At 39.6% G+C, this 19,948-nt stretch carries 16 protein-coding genes and 1 tRNA gene; 5 read left to right on the top strand and 12 right to left on the bottom strand.

The window, feature by feature from the left end:
* Positions 1-223: 223 nt before the first annotated feature.
* Together FUT79_RS01695 and FUT79_RS01690 are read right to left on the bottom strand one after the other, a co-directional pair.
* Positions 224-297, bottom strand: a tRNA-Val gene (locus FUT79_RS01695).
* A gap of 585 nt (positions 298-882) precedes the next feature.
* A complete protein-coding gene (locus tag FUT79_RS01690; protein ID WP_002697347.1) occupies positions 883-1,881 on the bottom strand; it encodes a class II fructose-bisphosphate aldolase in 999 nt (332 codons plus the stop codon).
* A 325-nt stretch (positions 1,882-2,206) separates the two neighbouring features.
* On the opposite strand from FUT79_RS01690, the gene FUT79_RS01685 reads away from it, so the two are divergent.
* Entirely contained in the window at positions 2,207-2,929 is a 723-nt protein-coding gene (locus tag FUT79_RS01685) for a flagellar filament outer layer protein FlaA (protein WP_002697349.1), read from the top strand.
* On the top strand, positions 2,926-3,681 hold the full coding sequence (locus tag FUT79_RS01680; protein WP_002697350.1) for a flagellar filament outer layer protein FlaA: 756 nt from the start codon (positions 2,926-2,928) through the stop codon (positions 3,679-3,681). Before FUT79_RS01685 ends, FUT79_RS01680 begins: the two co-directional genes overlap by 4 nt.
* 28 nt (positions 3,682-3,709) lie before the next feature.
* On the opposite strand, the gene FUT79_RS01675 is transcribed toward FUT79_RS01680, so the two are convergent.
* The 6 genes from FUT79_RS01675 to ptsP form a co-directional block, all read right to left on the bottom strand.
* Positions 3,710-4,384: a DUF8091 domain-containing protein gene (locus tag FUT79_RS01675; RefSeq protein ID WP_148879914.1), complete on the bottom strand. Its 675-nt coding sequence runs from the start codon at positions 4,382-4,384 to the stop codon at positions 3,710-3,712.
* Positions 4,381-4,620, bottom strand: coding sequence for a hypothetical protein (locus tag FUT79_RS01670; RefSeq protein ID WP_148879915.1), 240 nt, complete (start codon positions 4,618-4,620; stop codon positions 4,381-4,383). The genes FUT79_RS01675 and FUT79_RS01670 overlap by 4 nt, the downstream gene beginning before the upstream one ends.
* 332 nt (positions 4,621-4,952) lie before the next feature.
* Positions 4,953-6,620 carry a peptide ABC transporter substrate-binding protein gene (locus FUT79_RS01665; protein ID WP_024752956.1) on the bottom strand — a complete coding sequence of 556 codons (1,668 nt, stop codon included), beginning with the start codon at positions 6,618-6,620 and terminating at the stop codon, positions 4,953-4,955.
* Positions 6,613-8,019 (bottom strand): TP0584 family protein, encoded by a 1,407-nt coding sequence (locus FUT79_RS01660; protein ID WP_044634848.1) that lies wholly within the window; start codon positions 8,017-8,019, stop codon positions 6,613-6,615. Before FUT79_RS01660 ends, FUT79_RS01665 begins: the two co-directional genes overlap by 8 nt.
* Before the next feature lie 57 nt (positions 8,020-8,076).
* Positions 8,077-9,294, bottom strand: a complete 1,218-nt coding sequence (locus tag FUT79_RS01655; RefSeq protein ID WP_024752954.1) for an inner membrane CreD family protein — start codon at positions 9,292-9,294, stop codon at positions 8,077-8,079.
* Positions 9,284-11,047 carry a phosphoenolpyruvate--protein phosphotransferase gene (gene ptsP, locus FUT79_RS01650; protein WP_024752953.1) on the bottom strand — a complete coding sequence of 588 codons (1,764 nt, stop codon included), beginning with the start codon at positions 11,045-11,047 and terminating at the stop codon, positions 9,284-9,286. Before ptsP ends, FUT79_RS01655 begins: the two co-directional genes overlap by 11 nt.
* Positions 11,048-11,785: 738 nt before the next feature.
* Between ptsP and FUT79_RS01645 the strand changes: the two genes are divergently transcribed.
* From FUT79_RS01645 to FUT79_RS01635, 3 genes are all read left to right on the top strand, one after another.
* On the top strand, positions 11,786-12,241 hold the full coding sequence (locus FUT79_RS01645) for a hypothetical protein (RefSeq protein ID WP_002697368.1): 456 nt from the start codon (positions 11,786-11,788) through the stop codon (positions 12,239-12,241).
* A 14-nt stretch (positions 12,242-12,255) separates the two neighbouring features.
* Complete coding sequence (locus tag FUT79_RS01640) at positions 12,256-14,136, top strand: phosphohexomutase domain-containing protein (protein ID WP_024752951.1); 1,881 nt, start codon at positions 12,256-12,258, stop codon at positions 14,134-14,136.
* 92 nt (positions 14,137-14,228) lie between these two features.
* Positions 14,229-14,600, top strand: a complete 372-nt coding sequence (locus tag FUT79_RS01635) for a DUF3276 family protein (protein WP_002697371.1) — start codon at positions 14,229-14,231, stop codon at positions 14,598-14,600.
* 110 nt (positions 14,601-14,710) lie between these two features.
* Here FUT79_RS01635 and secF read toward each other — a convergent pair whose 3' ends face one another.
* From secF to FUT79_RS01615, 4 genes are all read right to left on the bottom strand, one after another.
* Entirely contained in the window at positions 14,711-15,943 is a 1,233-nt protein-coding gene (secF, locus tag FUT79_RS01630; RefSeq protein WP_002697373.1) for a protein translocase subunit SecF, read from the bottom strand.
* Positions 15,943-17,691 (bottom strand): protein translocase subunit SecD, encoded by a 1,749-nt coding sequence (secD, locus tag FUT79_RS01625; RefSeq protein WP_044634850.1) that lies wholly within the window; start codon positions 17,689-17,691, stop codon positions 15,943-15,945. The genes secF and secD overlap by 1 nt, the downstream gene beginning before the upstream one ends.
* Before the next feature lie 9 nt (positions 17,692-17,700).
* Positions 17,701-18,120, bottom strand: a complete 420-nt coding sequence (gene yajC / locus FUT79_RS01620; RefSeq protein WP_024752950.1) for a preprotein translocase subunit YajC — start codon at positions 18,118-18,120, stop codon at positions 17,701-17,703.
* Positions 18,121-18,391: 271 nt separating this feature from the next.
* On the bottom strand, positions 18,392-19,885 hold the full coding sequence (locus FUT79_RS01615; RefSeq protein ID WP_148884448.1) for an HDOD domain-containing protein: 1,494 nt from the start codon (positions 19,883-19,885) through the stop codon (positions 18,392-18,394).
* Positions 19,886-19,948: the final 63 nt, after the last annotated feature.

The raw sequence follows: 19,948 nt of genomic DNA, 5'->3' as shown, positions 1-19,948 counted from the left end.
TTTTTTCTAAAGATGAAGAATTAAAGATAAAAACATAGGCGGCGTTCTTTTAATAACTAATTTTTTGATTTATCCAATGCAATCGCAAAAAATTTATCACAGGAGAGCTCGACACGGCGCAACGGCGGGCAATTTACCATAGGAATAGTGCTGTTTCATATTTTTAGGATTTTCAGTGAATTGTCTGATTGTTAAGTCTTTTATATGCAAAGGATTATAAAACTGGGCAATGCTGGAATCGAACCAGCGACCCCAAGCGTGTCATGCTTGTACTCTAACCAACTGAGCTAATTGCCCTTATCATTTAAGAGAAAACCAGAATACACAATTTTGTTTTTTCTGTCAACCGCCCGAAAAGTTTGGATCAGGGCTTACGCATGAACAAAGGGGGGGCTGACCCTTAATGCAAAGCATAAACCGGCAGGCTTAATGGCCGGCAAAGCCCTTTGTATAAGCATTAGTATGGTAAGTTTACTCACCGTTGTCAAAATCAGAACGGGCACGGACGCCCGTGTTTCCACGCAGAAACGATGTTTTAAAACAAGCAGATTGTAAAGCTTTAAAACTCGTGAGTTAGTTTTTGACAAGGACGTCAAAACTCAGAACCGCCATGGACGGCGGTGGTTCCAAGCAGAAACGATGTTTTAAAGCAAAACTGTTTGCAAAGCTTTAAAACTCGTGGGTTAGTTTTTGACAAGGACGTCAAAAACTAACCCGGGACTCTTTTTTTTATAAAAATGTTTGTAAAAGTCTTGATATGCTTGTGCACGATAGTTGATTTGCAAAAAGCGTGTAAGGGCTGTTAACTGCGGTGTGTTCGGATTTTTTTAGAGGTTTTGAAAAGCGGGCGGCAAATACAATTTTGCCGCCTTTTTTAATTGCTTATGCTTGGTTTGCGCTTCCGAGAACTTCTATGTTTTTGTGCATATAAAGTTTTTTCAGCTCATCACGAGCAGGGCCGAGATATTTGCGCGGGTCAAACTCTTCGGGTTTTGTAACAAAAACTTTGCGGATTGCGGCAGTCATTGCAAGCCGGCCGTCGGAGTCTATATTGATTTTGCATACAGCGCTTTTTGCCGCTTTTCTAAGCTGATCTTCAGGTATTCCGATTGAGTTCGGCAAGTGTCCGCCGTATTTTTCAATTTCCTGTACATACTCAATAGGAACGGAAGATGAGCCGTGCAGAACAATCGGAAAGCCCGGAATGCGTTTTTCAATTTCCGCAAGAATATCAAAGCGCAGCGGAGGCGGGATAAGAATTCCGTCAGCGTTCTTTGTGCATTGCTCGGGAGTAAATTTTGAGCGGCCGTGACTTGTGCCGATTGAAATAGCCAAAGAATCTACACCGGTTTTGCTTACGAAGTCTTCCACTTCGTCAGGCATCGTGTAATGGCTTTTTTCCGCAACAACGTCATCTTCAACTCCGGCTAATACGCCGAGCTCGCCCTCAACCGTAACATAATCCTTTTGAGCGTGCGCATATTCACAAACTTTTTTTGTTAAGGCGACGTTATCATTGTATGAAAGGGAAGAACCGTCAATCATAACGGAAGAAAATCCGTTTTCGATGCAGTCAACACAGAGTTCAAATGTATCGCCGTGGTCAAGGTGCAGTACAATCGGAATGTCGTATCCGAGCTCATGGGCGTATTCTACCGCGCCGCGGGCCATATTCCGTAAAAGAGTTGCATTTGCGTATTTTCTTGCCCCTGAGGAAACCTGCAAAATAACCGGAGATTTTGTTTCTACACATGCTTGAATAATCGCTTGAAGCTGTTCCATGTTATTGAAGTTATAAGCGGGAATCGCATATCCGCCTTTCATTGCTTTGGCAAATAATTCTTTTGTATTTACCAAACCTAATTCTTTGTAACTTGTCATAAAGACCTCCCATAATATGGTGTTTTATCTCTCTTCTATAGAGATTTTTTTTATCTTCCTAACTGTAAAGTTTTAATCAACTTTCGTCAAGAAAGCCCTATTGTTTTTACCGTTTTTGCCGATAATAGAATTATAGGCAGTAGCCTATTTTCGCTGACTCCCTTTTGCATGCAAGAGAAGAGGCGAAAAATAAAATATCTTCGAGGTGCTATACAGATTTAGAAGCCTCATCTTTTTGAACAGTAAGATTTGACAAATTTATTTTTTAACAGTATAATAAATTGTTATTTACCTTACGCATCAGAAAAGAAAAAGGAGTTTGTAGATGAAACAAGGCGGTTTAATTTTAGCGGGCTTTGTTCTGATTTTTGCATCGATGCTGCCTCTTGCAGCCGATAGCGAAGTAAATTATCAGACATACATGGTAGATACCTTTGATACCACTGAAGAGTGGACATGGGAAGCAGTAGGCAGTAAGTTTGTTACTGAAGGATATCCTGTCCTTAAGTTTTTTGACGGAATGCCTCATGCCGTTCGTGTTATGCAATCGGATCCCGATGCGGAATATCGCTTTATGGGAGTCCAGTTTAAGTTTAACCGACAAGGAGACAACTGGGTTGACATTGTTCCGATGAAAGACGGAAAAAATTATGAAATCCCGTTAAAAGGTATTGTCAACAGGTTTGACTTGTGGGTTTGGGGTGCCGGTTATTTGTACTCAATGGAAATGTTGGTAAGAGACTGTAACGGGCGCGTACATGTCTTGCCGCTTGGTCCGCTTAATTATCAAGGTTGGAAAAATCTTGCGGTAAAAGTTCCCACGAATATCCCTCAAGCATCAAAATATCTTAGCAATGTTAAATACATGAGTTTTGTTGCGTTCAGAATACGAACCAGTCCAATGGAACGCGTTGATGACTTCTATATTTTCATTGATCAGTTTAAAGCTCTTACCAATGTATTTGTCAATTCGTACGACGGCTTTGAGCTTGAAAAAGCGAATTTCCAAGAAGAAAATTCCAATAATGAAGGAGAAAGCGGTAAATGAAGAAGATTATAATTGTATGTTTGCTTACGGTTGCTGTATTGGTATCCGGCTTCGCACAAGAAGAACAAAGCGCAAGTGAGGGACAGGATTTAAGTACCATTGATGCCGCAGATCCGTCAAAAATAGGAAATTTCTCCGCTGAGCAGCGTTTAAAAGAAGTTTCTGTTGATAAATTTGAAACCGAAGGAACTTGGAATGTTTCAATGTCGTCTGACGAGGGCGTTATTCAAGGCAGACTTTTTGACGGAAATCCGATGAATAAAAAACCGATCCCTGAAGAAGAGGGTTTGGAGCTTGCAGACGAGAAAGTTTTCGGTGCGAAGATTTCTTTTTATCGCCGAGGATATAATAGTTTTGAGATAACAGCGGCAAAGGCGCTTCCGGTTGAAGGAATTACTAAAACAGTCAGTGTTTGGGTTGTAGGAAGAAGCTATGCGCACAATTTGAATCTCATTGTAGAAGATTACTGGGGACAACGCTTTGAACTATATGTAGGAAAGTTAAACTTCTCCGGATGGAAGCTTATGACCGTTGCGGTACCGCCTCAGCATGCTGACGGAAGATCCGGTATTGTGCAAAAAGATTATCATTACGGAAATCACTTGGGATTAAAAATCGTAGGCTTTAGGGTGGACTGTGATCCCTGGGATGCTTACGGCAAGTATTACATCTATTTTGATGATTTAAGAGCTGTAACCGATCTATATGAAATCGATGCTCGCGATCCCGATGACATGGCTGATAACTGGTAAAACAGTAAGCCTGAATGAAAAGCCGGCACTAAGGTGTCGGCTTTTTTTTGTAATAATGCATCCTCCCTTTTTTTTCATAAAACTCAATAGCTTGAATTTTTTTAAGAAACCACAAAACATATGAATAATGTTTTTCTGCTCCGATTTTTTTGATATCGGCACTGCAAAAAATATCCGGTAATTTTTGGAACAGTGGCTGTGTAAAGCTTTGCTTCCCGTGAATTTCCTCAACCTCGTGAATTGTCAGTAAATTCTTATCGATAATTCGCGGATTATAATACTTACTTCTCCCTTTTTTATCATCAATTTTTATTGTCTCAGAAGTAATATACGCAATAATTAAAGAAAAGTTTTTATGTTCAAAAAGATAATACAACGGAGCAATTTCTCTGTAAATTTGGAAAAAAGATCCGTGCTTTGGGCTTTTTCGGTAAGATCGCCGACTTCCGTCCGCATTCAACATTTCGATATAAGTTGTTAAAGAAATCGGATATACAACTGTAACCGGATACAGCGGCAAAAGCTTTTCAAGTTTTGCACGGAGCCGTACCAATCCGGAAGTTTGAATTTCAAAAATTGCGCCGCTTTCTTGTACAATATCACAAATAAAACCTTCAACAGGCCTTTCCTGTTGCCCATTTTTATCGGTAAAATGGTTTTTTAATGCTTTATGCAAGCCTGTCTCGTTGTAGGTGTTTATCATGTAAATTCCATCAATTCATTTGCATCAAGCTGTTCAAGCAAATAAAAAGTTTGCACGATTCCACGCTCTTCAAACGTGCGTTTCCCGGAAACCTGGTATGCAAGCATTTTATTTGTGGGAAGAGGGATATTGAGCGCTCTGCCGTTCATATCAACCAAAGAATACACCTGCACCGGATACGGGATTTCCTGGCGCTCACCATCAGGAAAAACTAAATAATATTCATACAAAATCACAAGAAAAGCATATAAAAAGGACGCTTTTCAGTCAAGCGAATACTGTTACTTGACTTGAGAAACGCATCAGTACAGCATTTTTTGATATAAGTTTTTAGCATATCTTATACAGATCATAAAAATTTTATAAAAAAGAATTCGACACGGCGCAACGGCGAGCAATTTACCATAGGCATGCTTAAATCCGCAGTTCCTTATTGTTGATACTCTGATCTTTATACCAGGAAGTTAATTATAAAACGTTATACTAAAAGAGTAAAAATCGCAGATTCTCAACATTTTAATCGGCCGAATTGCGGTACTTATGAATCTCAGTGTCCCAAAGAAATTCTTTATTTTGAGGATGTAAGATAGTTTGTTTCGATATCCTTAGCGCTGACAACCCCGGGCAAGGGGGCAGGGATAATAAATTTGATAAACTTAAACGGATGAATATTGATTGCGTTCGGATACCAGCCGCCTATGCTCCGAAGGTCAATTACGTTTATGGCGGGGCTATGAGAAAGCGGAAGTATTACGGCATTGTCCAAAAGAATTTGTTCCGCATCGGCAAGAAGGCGATAGCGTTTTTGAAAGTCATTTTCATCGCTTGCTTCTTCAATACGTTTTTCAAACTTCTGATTATTCCAGCCGGAATCATTTAAACTTGAATGAGCTTTAAACATTTCAAGAAAAGCAAGGGGATCCGCAAAGTCTCCGATCCATGAGATGATGCCGACATTGTAATCGCCTGTTTTAAGAGCATCGTAGTATGACGCAAAGGGAATAGACCAGATTTCTACCGGAAGGAGCAATTTTGTCCATGCATTTTTGAGTATTGCAGCAAGTTTCTTATAATAGGCATTTTCCGGTATAAGAATTTTTATCGGCGGCATGTTTGCAATATTCGGTTTCAGTGCTGAAAGTGTATCCTGCGCTTTTCTAAAATTGTATTCATCAATGCCTTTGACGGAAGGATAGCCTGCCAATGGGAAAATAAGTGTTTGAGCCGGTAAGAGATAGTCCGCCCGCAGTTCTTTGTACGGAATTGCTAAAAGAAGGGCTTTTCGTAAAAGTTCCGCATCGGTGGGAGCAGCATTTACTTTAAAATAAAAATATTCTGTGGCAAACATCGGGGTAACGCGGACTGTAGTAGTGTCGGCAATCAGTTTAAGCGGAACCGTTCCGCCAAGCCAATGAATTGAACCTGCGTTAAAACCGTCCGAGCTTTTTTCCGGACTGTTTTCTAAAATTATATTGAGATTTTTTATACTTACGCGCTGTCTATCCCAATAATAAGGATTGGTACGCAGTGTAAGTAAGTTGTCGCTGAATTTTTCTATTTGGAAAGGCCCACTCGCAATAGGATTTAAGGCTTCTTTCGCAGAGGGAATATCCTTCAGTTTAAAAAACTTTTCTGTTTTTTTAAATTCCGTCGGATGTACGGCAGAAAATGCGTGATGGCATAAGATATTAATAAAATGTTTTGCAGGTTGGATAAGCGTAACAACAAGCGTTTTCTTATCACTTCCTTCAACGGAAATACCGACCGTGTTTTCATCTTTTACAACTCCCGTTCGATAATCTTTAGCTCCAGCAACAATGTCCAGCAATGAAGCATAGGGCAAATTGAATTCAGGACTTAAAAGATTGAGCCACGAACGCTTAAAAGTTTCCGCAGTAATGGGATCTCCGTTTTGAAAACAAATATGTTTTCTGATATGAAATATCCACGTTAAACCGTTTGAGCTGACCGTCCAGCTTTCCGCAAGGGCAGGCAAGGGTTGCAGCGTATAGGGATCATATACAACCAAACCTTCAAAAAGAGCAGTCAGTATCTGTGCTTCATCGGCACTATATGAAGTATGCGGGTGTAAATTCGGTATTCCGTTTGAAATATGAACAGTGAAAGTTTCCGCAGCTTTATCAAGTAACCTATTTTTAGACGAAGACTTCTCCGCTAAAAGACTAAGTATGGGGATACAGAGTAAAAAGATAAAAAAGAATTTTTTTTTATACATTTGTCAATCCTAGTTGCTTCATATGTTTGATTTCGTCAATGTATGCAGAGTATTCGGCGCGACATTGATTTGCTTTAATCACAGAGTTAGTGATAGTGGTTATTTCTATTTTTACGCCTTTTATCTTTGATCTGAGTTCGGGCTTTATTGTTTTATAATACTCATCAAGCCCGTCAAGCCGTCGGAGCATTACATTTACTTCCGAAATATTTGTTGCAAGAATTTCAAAAAGCTGTTCATTCGCCATTACCGAAAGCTTTTCATAAATAGGACTGTTTGGCGCTATCATACCTTGAAAAAGTCCTATTTTCTTTATCAACTCTGCTTTAAAATTGTCAAAAATAAGCCGTTCTTTTCTTTGCTCCTGACTTGCGGGATCCCTGATTAAGATAGGGATTTCTTGCGGTTTTTCTTTAATATTAAAAGCTTTTTTTAATGCGGTAATAAATTTTGAAAATAGTGTTGTCCGCGATTTAATAAGCAAATCCTGATTAAACTCAATTTTCCTCAAAGCAAAAAGAATATGATTTGCAGAGCCGCCAAGAACACGTAACCCAGTAGCCAACACCGATCGCATGTTTTTTGTTTGAACCTGTTCCTCTTTTTCTTTTTTTGTGGTTTCAAGGCGTCTAAGAACTTCTTGACGCAGACGATCGGAATCTTGAGAAAAATCTTCTTTTAATACTTCCAATACGAGCTCAGTATAAAAAGGAAAACCCTTCATTTTTTCAGAGACTCGCTTTTTTATTGCAGCCATTATTTTAGATGGATTTAAAAGATCAGCTTCGGAAACCTGCATTCCCGCCAAAGCCTGTTGCCTAATCTTTAGCTTATATGTTTCACGATGATAGTATGCCAATGTTTTTAAGCCCGAGGTAATAATACCGGCAGTTTTTGTAAGTTGTCGCAAAGAATCACGTAAAAGACTTGCTGAAAGAGAATCCGAATGCAGGGAAACCGATTGAATAATTTCCGACAAAGACTTTGTGTTTGGATGCGTTGAAGCGCTGAACTCCTCCCACATAAATGTTTTATTGAGCGCAACAACCTTTGCCATTCTGCGCGGAGTCAGAAAATCCGAATTAAATTGGTAATAGTTCCCGAGAAATTCCAACATTGTTTGATAATGCGCAAGACGAGAGCCGATAACCATTGAGCGCTCCTTATCGGAAAAAGGATCGGTTTGCGGCAGTTCAATTTCAGTCATTTTACTGTCGTATTTATACGGATCGTCGTGAATTGCGCCTCGATTAAGGAGGTTGCTGCGAATAGCTTTTATGGCCGTTATTTGAATACTGTATTGTTTTGATACTTCGGGCAAGACAATCGTATCTAAATATACCTTTTGTTTTCCCAATGCGGCGATCAGTTGTTCAATATAGGCATTATTCTGTTCCATCGTATCCCCAGTATCGGCATTTAAGAAAAAATCTTAATATTTTGTCTTTTTCTGCTGTTATTTTCGTCCAAAAACTTCGTCCCAATCTTCTTTTGCGGTTATTTGCATTAAGATGAAAAGAGTTATGACCGCACAAATAGTAACGATTAAGCCGGTTTTACCGTCAAAGAAAAACGAAAACGAGAAAATAATCAGGTAAATTGTTTGTATCAGCGGCAGAATAATATAGGCGATTTTTTTTGCCAAAAAATGCCGCACATAGCTTACGCTTAAAATAAGAGAAACAACCGAAGCGATAAAAAAGCTGAGGTAAATATCTATTTGGTCTGAAAAATACGAGAACATGAGGTGAAAAGAAAAAAAGGTAAGCGCCAAAAAGAAAAAGTGCATCGGGTGTATTTTTTGTTTGTATACCACGCTCAGCATCAAAAGTACGACAAAAAAGAATAGCAAAGAAACAGGGGCGAAAAACGAAACCCTTGGAATGATGTCGCCCGGGTTTAGTTTGTTCGGAATAATAAGCCCGATGTCTTTTCCGGTAATGGTGCTGTTAAAATTCCACGTAAGCCGGGCATTTTTGCCGTTTTGCTCCTTTGTGGTCGGGGAAAGCATTGTTGACGGAAAATCATAATCGGCAAAATCCGTTGTAATTACGCAAGTAAAACCCTTCAGTTCTATGATTTCCTCATGGCCGGGCGTAATATAATAGTACACGGTTTCCATCCCCGACGTATCATATTCTATAGACAGGCGAAACTCGCCGTTGGAATTGAGCAAAATAGGGATATCGCTTTGAGCAATCAATGGAGCAAGTGTTTGCAGGGGCTCTTCGTTCAGCCGTACGGTTACATTATTATATATTGTATCCGCTGAGCCGAAGTTTGCCTGCAAATAGTATTGCTGCGCAGTGTCGATTGAATCTATTTTAAAAGTATAGGTACCCGAAAAATGCGCCTTAAAGGTCGGAAACCAGAGATTCCCTTTTTTTCTTCTGTCAAGCTTAATGTCGATTGCAACATCGGATTGAGCCGGATAAAAATACGTGTAGGTAAAAGACGGTTTTTCCTCAGACCGGTATGCGGTTTTGTTTTCCGTTTTGGTGCACAGTTTCGGGGCTTTGACGGCAAGCTCAGCCCCGTACAGGGTGCGCATACTTTTCCGCAACTTGCTTGACGATCCGGAGGTGCGCGCAAGGTTTGTACCGCCTAAAATCATCCAGCCGATTGATGTTGCGATAAAAATAATGCCGATTGCAAAAATGCTTTTAACAGACACAGTCCCTCCTGCATAAATCTCTGGCAATAATCGCACGAACACCTTGCGGGGTATTCACCGTTTTGCACGCCTGATATACTTTTTCCGCCTCTGCAACAGAGATTTTTGAAAGCAAAGTTTTAATTGCGGGGATTTGCCCGATTGGCATGCTAAAATTCCTTAATCCCATTCCCGCAAGCAAAAACACCGCTTCTTCATGCGAAGCCATATCTCCGCACATCGAAACAAACCCTTTGCTATATCGAATATTTTTTTCCGCTTGAATAACATTTTCAATCAGGTATAGCACTGACGGATGAAAATAGTCTGCAAGATTTTGAACCTTAGCATTTTCTCTATCCGCTGCTAAAGTATACTGCACTAAATCATTCGTACCGATTGACATAAAATCCACATGCGGCGCATAGAGGTCAATTGCGACGGCAACTGAAGGTACCTCTACCATGATACCTACCGGAATGTTTTTTTTGTATGGAATGTTTTGCTGATTAAATTCAGACTCTATAGCGCTGATAATATTTCTTACCTCAATAATTTCAGAAACCGAGGAAATCATGGGAAGTAAAATAAAAAGATTTCCCGCAACGCCTGCCCGTAACAAGGCGCGCAGCTGAACTTTAAAAACTTCCCGTTGTTCAAGGCAGTAGCGTATACCGCGCAAGCCAAGCAAGAGATTTTTTTCGGCAAGAGCAGCTTGACCGTCAATTGTTTTATCCGCACCGATGTCAAAGGTTCTAATAATTACAGGTTTTTCTTTTAATTGTTTCAGTAAAAACTGATAGGTTTGGTATTGGCTTTCTTCCGAAGGAATGTTCCCGTTATCTAAAATAAGGAATTCGGAGCGAAACAAACCGATGCCGTCAGCAAACTGCATTGCCGGCTGCGACACTTCTTCAGCCAAGGCAATATTTGCTTCAATATGAAAAGTAACTCCGTCTTTTGAAGTTGTTTCATAGAGACCCGTATTGTTTTGGAAAACGGGCTGATCTGCTTTCATGTTTTCTTTTTGTTTGGTATATTCCGCCAACAATTCTTTTGAAGGATCAAAAATAACCAGTCCTTCGCCGGCATCAATAATAGCGGTTGTTTTTCCGCTCGCTTTCTCCGTGCACTGATCCACTCCGACAATCATCGGGATTCCCCATGATCGTGCAAGAATGGCAATGTGCCCGGTAGCCCCACCCTCTTCCATAACAATACCGGCAACATGCGCATTTTTTATTCTGATCGCATCTGAGGGTTTTATGAGCTTTGCAACAATAATTGCATTTTGCGGGATATTGTCAAAAGGTGAAGCAAGGTTTTTCCCCGATAAAATAAGATACTCAAAAACAGAACTGAAAGCATCTTTAATATCAACCGCTCGTGCCTGTAAATAAGGATCCTCGGACTCAGTTAAAAAACTAATTGTTTCTTTAAGCTTGTTTTGCAAAGCCGATTCAATATTTATTTCTTTTGTAGAGGCTTCTTCTATTACTGTTGAAATAAAATTCTCATCTGAAAGCATCATATAATGGGTATTAAGAATTTCGTATTCAAAAGAGTCCGGCTTTTTGGCTTTCAGTTTTTCTAATAAAGCAAAAGTATCTTTTTGCGCTTGAGTAAGAGCCTTCTTTAGCTTATCCACTTGGGCAGGAACATCTTCTTTTGTAATTTTATAATAAGGAATACTAATTTGATTCTTTTCTTCAGGACAAAAAACCACTCCAATGCCTATTCCCCCCGAAGTTGAAAGACCTGTTAACTTCACCATTGCATAAGTATACAGAAAAACCGGATAAATTAAAAGTAGGCAAATACATTTAGACAGGACGTAGGCATGAACTAGTAAAGTGTTTTTTTAATAAGTCGATTCGTTTTTTAATACATCTTACCAAAACATAAAAAATTTTATAAAAAAGAGCCCGACACGGCGCAACGGTGAGCAATTTACCATACTAATGCGTATATGCAAGGGATAGCGGCAGCCCGTAAGCCCCGCCGGTTTATGCTTCGCATTAAGGGGACTTTGCGTCCCCTTAACCCCTGCATTAGGGGAGTGTAAATTTCAGAACGGGCACGGACACCCGTGGTTCCACGCAGAAACGATGTTTTAAAGCAAAGTAATTTGTAAAGCTTTAAAACTCATAGGTTACTTTTTGACACGGATGTCAAAAAGTAACCCGCGTTAGGCATACGGAGGGCGGCGAGCGCTTTTTCAAAAGCGCGAAGCCGGATCCTTTTTGCGCGCCTAAAATAGCGCAAAAAGAGCCGCAGCGACAGCGGAGCCCGTAGTACGCCGGCGGTTTGCAAGTATTCAACTCCGACAAGTAAAAAAATAAGTCGGGTAAGAGAAAGGCTTCAAACCGCAACGCCCATCAATGTGTGATTTTTCCTTCCTGCGTACGCCCAAAAGAAGTCAATCAGCCCCTTGATTTATGGAAGATAAATAGTTATACTGCCGGCTGAAACTAAAATGAATTATACTATCCGTTCTTTACGAGGAGCAATAATGAAACACTTAAAACAAATCTCTTGTCTTTTTCTTTTTGGTCTTGTCTGTATCAGTTGTGCAAGTGCACCGAAATTGAAGGGACACACGTGGAAAGCATCCATTCCTTTATCGACAATAGTCAAAGCTTCTCCTGCAATGACTGAGCAACAGCAAGCAATTTACGAAAAACTTTATATAGATTGCTTTTTCTATTTCAGTGATAATATTCATTTTAGAAAAAGCTTTGCGCTTTCAGGAGAATCTCTTGCAATACTTTCTCCTGAGGTGCAAGAACGAATACAATATGCAATACAGGCTGAACTTCCCGCTACATCGGGTTTGTATAAAGCAAAAAAAGAGGAACTTACTCTTTCGTCTGAGAATGTTTTGATCATCGCAAATATTTCAAAAGACAAGCAATCTTTCAGTTTTACCGATGACGGGTTTCTTTTTGTTTTTAGATCAACCAACTAAATTGTAAGGATCTCATGGAAATTTTACAAATAAAGCAACTTGTTTCTGAAGATGTTTTCCAAAAACAGCTTGAAAAAGCATTTTCCGAGCTTATTTTATCCGCATCGGGATGGCGTAAAGTATTTGCACAATCCGGAAACGAAGAAGATTCAACAGAAAGTATTACTGCAGCTGATGCCATTATCACGGTACATGCGGCAATGAGTTTTGCGCAGTTTCTTCGTCAGCATGAGCCTGCCGCAAAACATCTGGTAGTCGGTAGGGATTCTCGCCCGACAGGAAAAATTATTGCCGCTCTTTTTGTTGCAGTATTACTCGCAGAAGGCTTTGAGGTTGTTCACATAGGAATTGCCGCAGCTCCCGAGATTATGAGCTATGCAAGAACAAAGGACGCATTTGTATATGTTTCGGCAAGCCACAACCCGATCGGACACAACGGCTTAAAATTCGGTTTAAATACCGGCGGGGTACTCGCCGCAGAACAAAGCGCGGTTATGATACAAACATTTAAACAAGCCTGTGCTGCAAATAATGCAGTACAAACCGCGCGAAATATCTTGCAAAAAATAGATGAAAAAAAACTGCAAGCAGTTTTTAGTCATACCGAACAGGTGAAACAAGAAAGTTTAGCCGAGTATACCGCTTTTTCAAAAGAGGTTATCGCAGGCTCGGCTGACAAAAATATTCAAAATGATTTTTTTCACCTTTGTAAAAGAGCGGCAAAAGATGCAGACCGCGCAGGGCAGCCTTTTGCCTTGCTGGCGGATTTTAACGGCAGCGCGCGGGCAGCCTCAATTGATCGCAGTTTTTTTGAAGCAATCGGCATTGAATTATTCAGTATCGCTGAAAAAGCAGGCGATATTCGGCATAGAATTGTCCCTGAAGGAGAAAGTCTTATTCCCTGTGCTGAACAGCTGGAAAAATACATAAAAACCGGCAGCTCTGCCGCTGAAAAACATATTATTCTCGGTTATATGCCTGATTGCGACGGTGATAGGGGAAACATCGTGTACTTTGACCAAGAAGCTCAAAAGGTGGTTATCCCCGAGGCGCAATCTGTTTTCGCTCTTTGTGTAATGGCGGAGCTTGCGCATATTCGCTTGACTGAAGACGCAGCAAATGCAAGTCCGGCAAAACTTGCCATTGCGGTTAACGGCCCAACCTCCTTACGAATTGACGAAATTGCCGCTGTTTTTCATGTCGAAGTATTTCGTGCCGAGGTTGGAGAAGCAAATGCGGTAAACCTTGCTCGAAATCTCAGAGAAAAGGGCTATACGGTACGTATTCTCGGTGAAGGATCAAACGGCGGCAATATTACGCATCCTGCCGCAGTGCGCGATCCGATTAATACCATTTTTGCAATTCTAAAACTTCTTTTGTTACGTGGAGATGAAGGTAAAAAAGGACTGTTTGAGTTCTGGTGTTCCTGTGCCGGCAAGCAATATAAACAGGATTTTGCCCTTGCCGATATTTTTGCAAGTTTACCGGAATACAGCACAACTCCTGCAAATGAGCAACGCGCCTTATTAAAAATCAAAACAGATGATCACGGGTTGCTAAAAAAAAGATACCAAAAATTATTTGAACAGTACTGGAAAGAAAAAAAAGAGGATTTTAAAACAACCTTCGGCATTGATTCCTACCGCGCTATAATTACAAACGGAACAATAGAAAAAAAGGATGTAAGCGATTTCAGCCTTTCGGGAAAAGGCGGTTTAAAGATTCAATTTTATAACGAAAAAAAAGAGCCTATTGCCTTTATTTGGATGCGCGGATCGGGAACTGAACCTGTTTTTAGAATACTCGCAGATGTAAAGGGAGAAAATAGGGAAACAGAAGCGGAGTTGCTTAAATTGCAAGCGGATTTGGTACTGCAAGCAGATCAAACCGGCTGAAACAAAGTCAATACTTTTTATAACTCGGTTTTTTATACAAAATCATAAAAACGTAATGCACGGAATACTATCACATTACAAGGAAGGATACCATGGGAATACGCGGAGAGCTTTTTACTACCGAAGTGTCAGCAGAAAATAGAACTTATTTTTTCAATGTAAAGGAAAATAGGCTCGGAGATGTTTTTTTACAAATTGTAGAAAGCAAAAATACTGACGGGGCAGGTTTTGACAGGCACGCAATCGTTATTTTTGAAGATGAAATGCAGAATTTTCTGCAAGGGTTTGAACAAACGCTTGGATTTATCGAAAAAAACAGAAAAGAGCGCCTTAAAACAAAACAACAGCGACGTTCAAAAGAAAAACCGATCTCATCAAAGAAAGTTGTAAAAAGAGATTCTTCAGCGGCAGCCACTCAAAAAAGACAAAAGACGGTAAAAGCAATTAAAAAAGAAAAGGATTAAACAGTCGAACAAAAAATATTTTTAAATAAAAAAAATCAGCAAACAATGCTAAGCACCGTTTGCTGATCAACTAGCCTGCAATTTCTTTTATAAAGACTTGCGGGCGCTTCTTATATGACAGTTCCGGACGCACCTGAACTTTTCTGTGTTTTTAAAATCTCTTCACCACGCTGATTTTTGCCGGTAAAAGCTATAAACGCACTTGTAATAAAAACAGTTGAATATACACCGCTAAGCATACCTACCAACAAAGCTGCAGAAAAATCTCTCATACTCCCCGAAGTGAAAATATACAGCATCAACACTGCAAGCATAGTGGTAATGGTTGTAACAATAGTACGAGATAAAACCTCTGTTTGCGAAAGGTTTAAAATATCCACCGTAGTAATTTTAGGATTGATTCGAATATTCTCTCTAATTCTATCAAACACAACAACCGTATCGTTAATTGAGTACCCGATGATAGTAAGAATTGCCGCAATAGTTGTAGAATTAAATTCCATTTGCGTCCATACAATAAAGGTAATCATAATAAGCGCATCATGTATTAACGCAAGAATTGCACCAAAAGCGAATCTCCATTGGAAACGTATTGCCGCATACAAAAAGATCAGCACGAGGGCTCCCATAACCAATAAAAACGCTTGACGCGCAAGAGAATTTGAAAATCTCGAGCCGACAAAATCCGTGCTTAATACCGCAATATTATCCTCGCCATAGGCTTTCCCAAGAGCGGAGTTTATCATTTGCCGCAACTCTTCTCCCGCATTCTCATGCGTGCCGTCATCGGCTAAACGTATTTGAAAGGTGTGATCTGTCGGAAGTCCAACTTGCTGCACCGAAGCAGACGGCACCGATGCCAAAGCGTGTCTGATTTCATCGGCATCCTTAACAGCCATTCCCGAAGGCACGTAATGCAATAGAACAGCAGCCGGCGATAGCCGAGAAGCTTGTGAGTCCGCAAAAACTTCCTGCAATGGTGTATCAGCCGGAGCCTTCAACTCAACTGAAAAACCTTCAATCTTATTTACCGCATCTGCAAAAGCTTTAACGGTAGTATACTCTGTATAGGGAAAACGATGTGTTTTATTCTCAGAGTCTACGGAAGTGGAAACAATGTCAATCTGTTTTGCGTCTTGCGAGAAAGTCATTGTTTTCGCTCCGTTATAGATGATAGAAAGAGCCGGCGGCGCTATTTTTACTTTTTCAATAAAACCTGCCTGAAAGTCAATACCGAAATTAATCCCCGCTGTTGCCCATCGTATAATACCCGAAAGAATAACGACAACACTAAAAATAACAAGAGGAAGAAAAAGTTTGCTGAATTGTATTACCTTTTTCATTATGCTAGTTGCCTCCAACTGATACGAATTTTTTGTTTATGCAGAATTTCCGTGCCGAAGTCAAAAATCAAGCGGGAAACAAACAGCGCCGTAAAAACAGAAGACACAACACCGATTGCCAAACTATATGCAAAACCCTTAATCGGTCCTGTACCTAATACTGAAAGGAAAAGAGCTGCAATAAAGGTCGTGATGTTAGAGTCCATAATTGCCCAGAAAGCATGATTAAAGCCAGCAGCAATAGAAGCTTCTCTGCTTTTACCGATTGCAAGCTCTTCTTTAATTCTTTCAAAAATAATAACATTCGCATCTACCGCCATACCGATAGTCAAAATCATACCGGCAATACTTGGCAAAGTCAAAGTAAGATTGAATGCGGAAAGAACACTAAACATGATATACAGGTCCAACACTTGCACAATACAAGCATTAATCCCCGCCTCAAGATACCATAAAAGCATAAATGCCAAAACGGCAACCAAGCCCCATGTTAAAGCCCGCTTTCCCTGATTAATACCTTCTTCGCCCATATTTGCACCGATCACCTGCTGGTTTTCAAGCTGCAAAGGCACATTCAGCCAAGCGGTACGCAATACTGTTTTTAAGTTGTTTGCTTCATCCGCGTTAAACCCGCTAATGCTCCCGCTTCCGCCAGTTATCGGCTCTTTTATATTCGGTGCTGATTTTATTTTTTGGTCTGAAACAATGGCGAGCCGTTTTCCTACATTTTTTGTAGTCACATCTGAAAAAATATTCCCGCCTTCGGTATCCAGTTCAAAAAGCACTAACGGCTCATTTGTTCGGCCTGCTCCGACCGTAACATTTTTAATATGCTTTCCCGCAAGTGCAGGCTCTTTTTTAATCGCCAAAAAACCGTCTCGAGTATCAAGTCCGTACGCATCTTTATGATACACTCCAAGCACTTCCGTATTCTCCGGAATAATAGAAGGATCAAGAAGGTTATAATCCGCATCAAACGTGCTACCGGGATTCGCGGTATAATAATCAAAGAATTTCTGAGTTGCCTCATCATCGACAATATGAAAAGCAAGCAAGCCCCGTCCCATGATAATTGAGTTGATACGATCAGTATCCGCCGCGCCCGGAATCTCAACATAAATTCTGTCTTCTCCCTGTTGACGAATAACAGGCTCGGACAACCCGAATTTATCAATACGACCGGATATCGTATCTATTGCAAGTTTCATTGCATCTTTTTTTGCCTGCCCTACTTCCGCAATACTCAAACCTTTTGTGACGGCAGTAAGATCCGCTTTGATGATAATACTCATACCGCCCGATAAATCCAAACCGAGTTTTACCGCATTTGCCTGATTTTCTTTAATCGCAAGGATTCTGTCTCGATAGTATTTTTCGATAATAGGTTCAATAAGAGGCGGCAAATCTTTCTCAGACTTAACCGGAAAAGCTGAAACAATCGCAACCGCAGTCCACTTGGAAGGGGACTTTTTCCCAAGTAATTTCAGATTTTTCTTCGCTTCTTTTATGAGCGGCGCATAGCGCGCAGACAAGTCATCTTCGGAACCTTGTTTTGCCAATGCAATTAAATCTTTTACATCTTTTGCGGCCATATTCACCGCATAATCTTTAATCTTTTCTCTGGAACCAAGTGCGAGTGCTTTTTCCGCCTTATCCGTCCAAAAATACCACTTTAAGGTAGGATGCAAAAATACAAAACACAAGCCTAAAATTGCCAGAATAATAATGAATCTTGTTCTCTTCTTCATTATTAACTCCTATCTAAAGTCGGGACATTTTGGTTCTTCTTTAGGTTCCTCCGCTTTGGGTTCCGCTTTTTTCTTTCCGAACAAACTGAATTTAGGAGCCGCCTGTTCAGCATCCTTCATTTCTTTTAATCTTTTCTCATCAGCTATCACAGTACCGATAGCCGTACGGTTCACTTCAAGCTTACAATTATCATCAACCTTGATAATTACCGTTTTATCTTTTGCAGATGAAACAACGCCGTGTATACCCCCGATTGTAATAACCTTATCGCCTTTTTGAAGCGCATTAATCATTTCCTGAGTTTTTTTCTGCTCTTTCTTTTGCGGGCCGATAACAAAAAAATAAAAAATAGCAATAACAGCCCCGAGAGAAACCATCATAATCCATGAGCCGCCCTGAGCCGCTTGTAATAAAGGAATAAAATTCATATATACGATCCTTATGTTTAAATAAATTTTCTACTAAACTATCACAAAGAAAGCAGAAGGTCAAGATTATAAAAAATCGTAAGTTTTTAATCTGTGATAATTTCACTCTTCTTTAATATAGTGAAATTATTGCCTTATGAAACAATCTGAGAAAAATTCCCGCTTTTTAAAAATGAGATAACGGTACATAATTACAAAAATGCTGATGAAATTCAAACAATTAAGCCGGAACTTATATACTGAAAATTTAAAAGATATAAACTCTTTTTATTTAAGCTTCTTTTTCTTTATGAAACCGTCTATTAAACATTTCAGCAAGTTTTACAAAATCGTCTATCGAGGTTATCTTACATATTGATAAAATATTCTTAGGAATTTGCTCTAAGCTGATGCTGTCTTGTAAAAAATACGCCATCATATCTGCCAAGGCTACAGTTGCTACCAGCGTAGTATACTCCGGAGGACTTGCCTCAACATTATGATGATATCTAATTGTATTAATAATCGGTAACGGTAAATTCCATTTTTGCGCAAGGGCAGCCCCGATTTCTGAATGCTCCATACCTGACATAACAATATCGAAAGCCACATCCGGAATATTTTTTTGTGCTTTAAAATTATCCAACTTTACAAGAGTGTCCGGATATATAGAGCTGAATACAATTTTTCCTAAATCATGTAAGAGTCCGCATACATACGCATCTTCCATAAGAGACCTTTTTCCGGTCAACTTTGACAAATTATACGAGAAAAAGGCGGTTTGATACGCATGATCCCAGAGTTCTTTCTGTTCATCTGTTGCGGTATGAAGCGTTTGAATAACTCCGATAGAGTACAATAAATTCTGAATACCCCGCAAACCCAACAATTTAACCGCTTCAGCGATATTCATACATTCTTTATTTAATCCGAAAGCAGCAGAGTTCACCTGCTTTAATAAATCCGTTGTCAAAGCAACATCACCGCTGATAAGATCGGCAATCTCAGACATTGTTACATCGGGATTATTTATCGCCCGTTGAATTTCCATAAGCTTGCTTGGAAACTGTGGAACTTCATCAATAAAATTGACAATTGTTTTTGTCAATTTCTTTACTTGTTGCTGAATTTCTATATCGCGCGGAATAATGACCCGGGAAATAGTCATATCTTTTTGCGTAATAAGATCATAGGAATCTTCGCTCAAGCCCATTTTTTTTAACATTAAAATCATGATGATAAGCCCAAGCCCCGCACCTTCCGTATCATCAATAACCTGCATAAAAGCTTCATCGATATCGGTATATTGTCGCGCCTTCACCTTCTTATCAAAAACTCTTTTAAATTCCGCAGGCGCCATTGCGGCATTATTCGCCACATCAATAATAATTGAATTATTTTTTAATTGAATGGAAACCTTAATATAAAGCCCTGAGTCTTTTTGAAGATCTAAATAATAATCTATATTTTCAAGCGTATCCTTTTTAAAGGTTTGCATCCCGATCTCATAATCTTCAGGAGAAAAAATATTAAGATCCTTTTCTTTAAAGTACACTCTTTTAGTATTTGCTTTTTTTGCATTTGTGGTAAGTTCTTTTAATATATAGATAACATATTCTTTTATTTGTGATTGATATATTTTACTTAGAAAAACGGTAATAACTTCGCTTATATACGCTTCTATCTCTTTCGGAAGCGTATCCGTTGTAATCGCAATCGGAATACCGAGCCCTATTGCCTTGTCGATTTTAGCGGAATCCACAACTATCTTTTTCATTTCCTGCATATAGACACTATACTATACCTTAGAAGTTTTTACAAGATTTGTTCTTCTTGATATAGAGCTTAC

Source organism: Treponema phagedenis, assembly GCF_008153345.1.
Classification (GTDB): domain Bacteria; phylum Spirochaetota; class Spirochaetia; order Treponematales; family Treponemataceae; genus Treponema; species Treponema phagedenis.
Note: the sequence above shows the minus strand (reverse complement) of the source record. Positions and strands in the feature narration are given on the sequence as shown.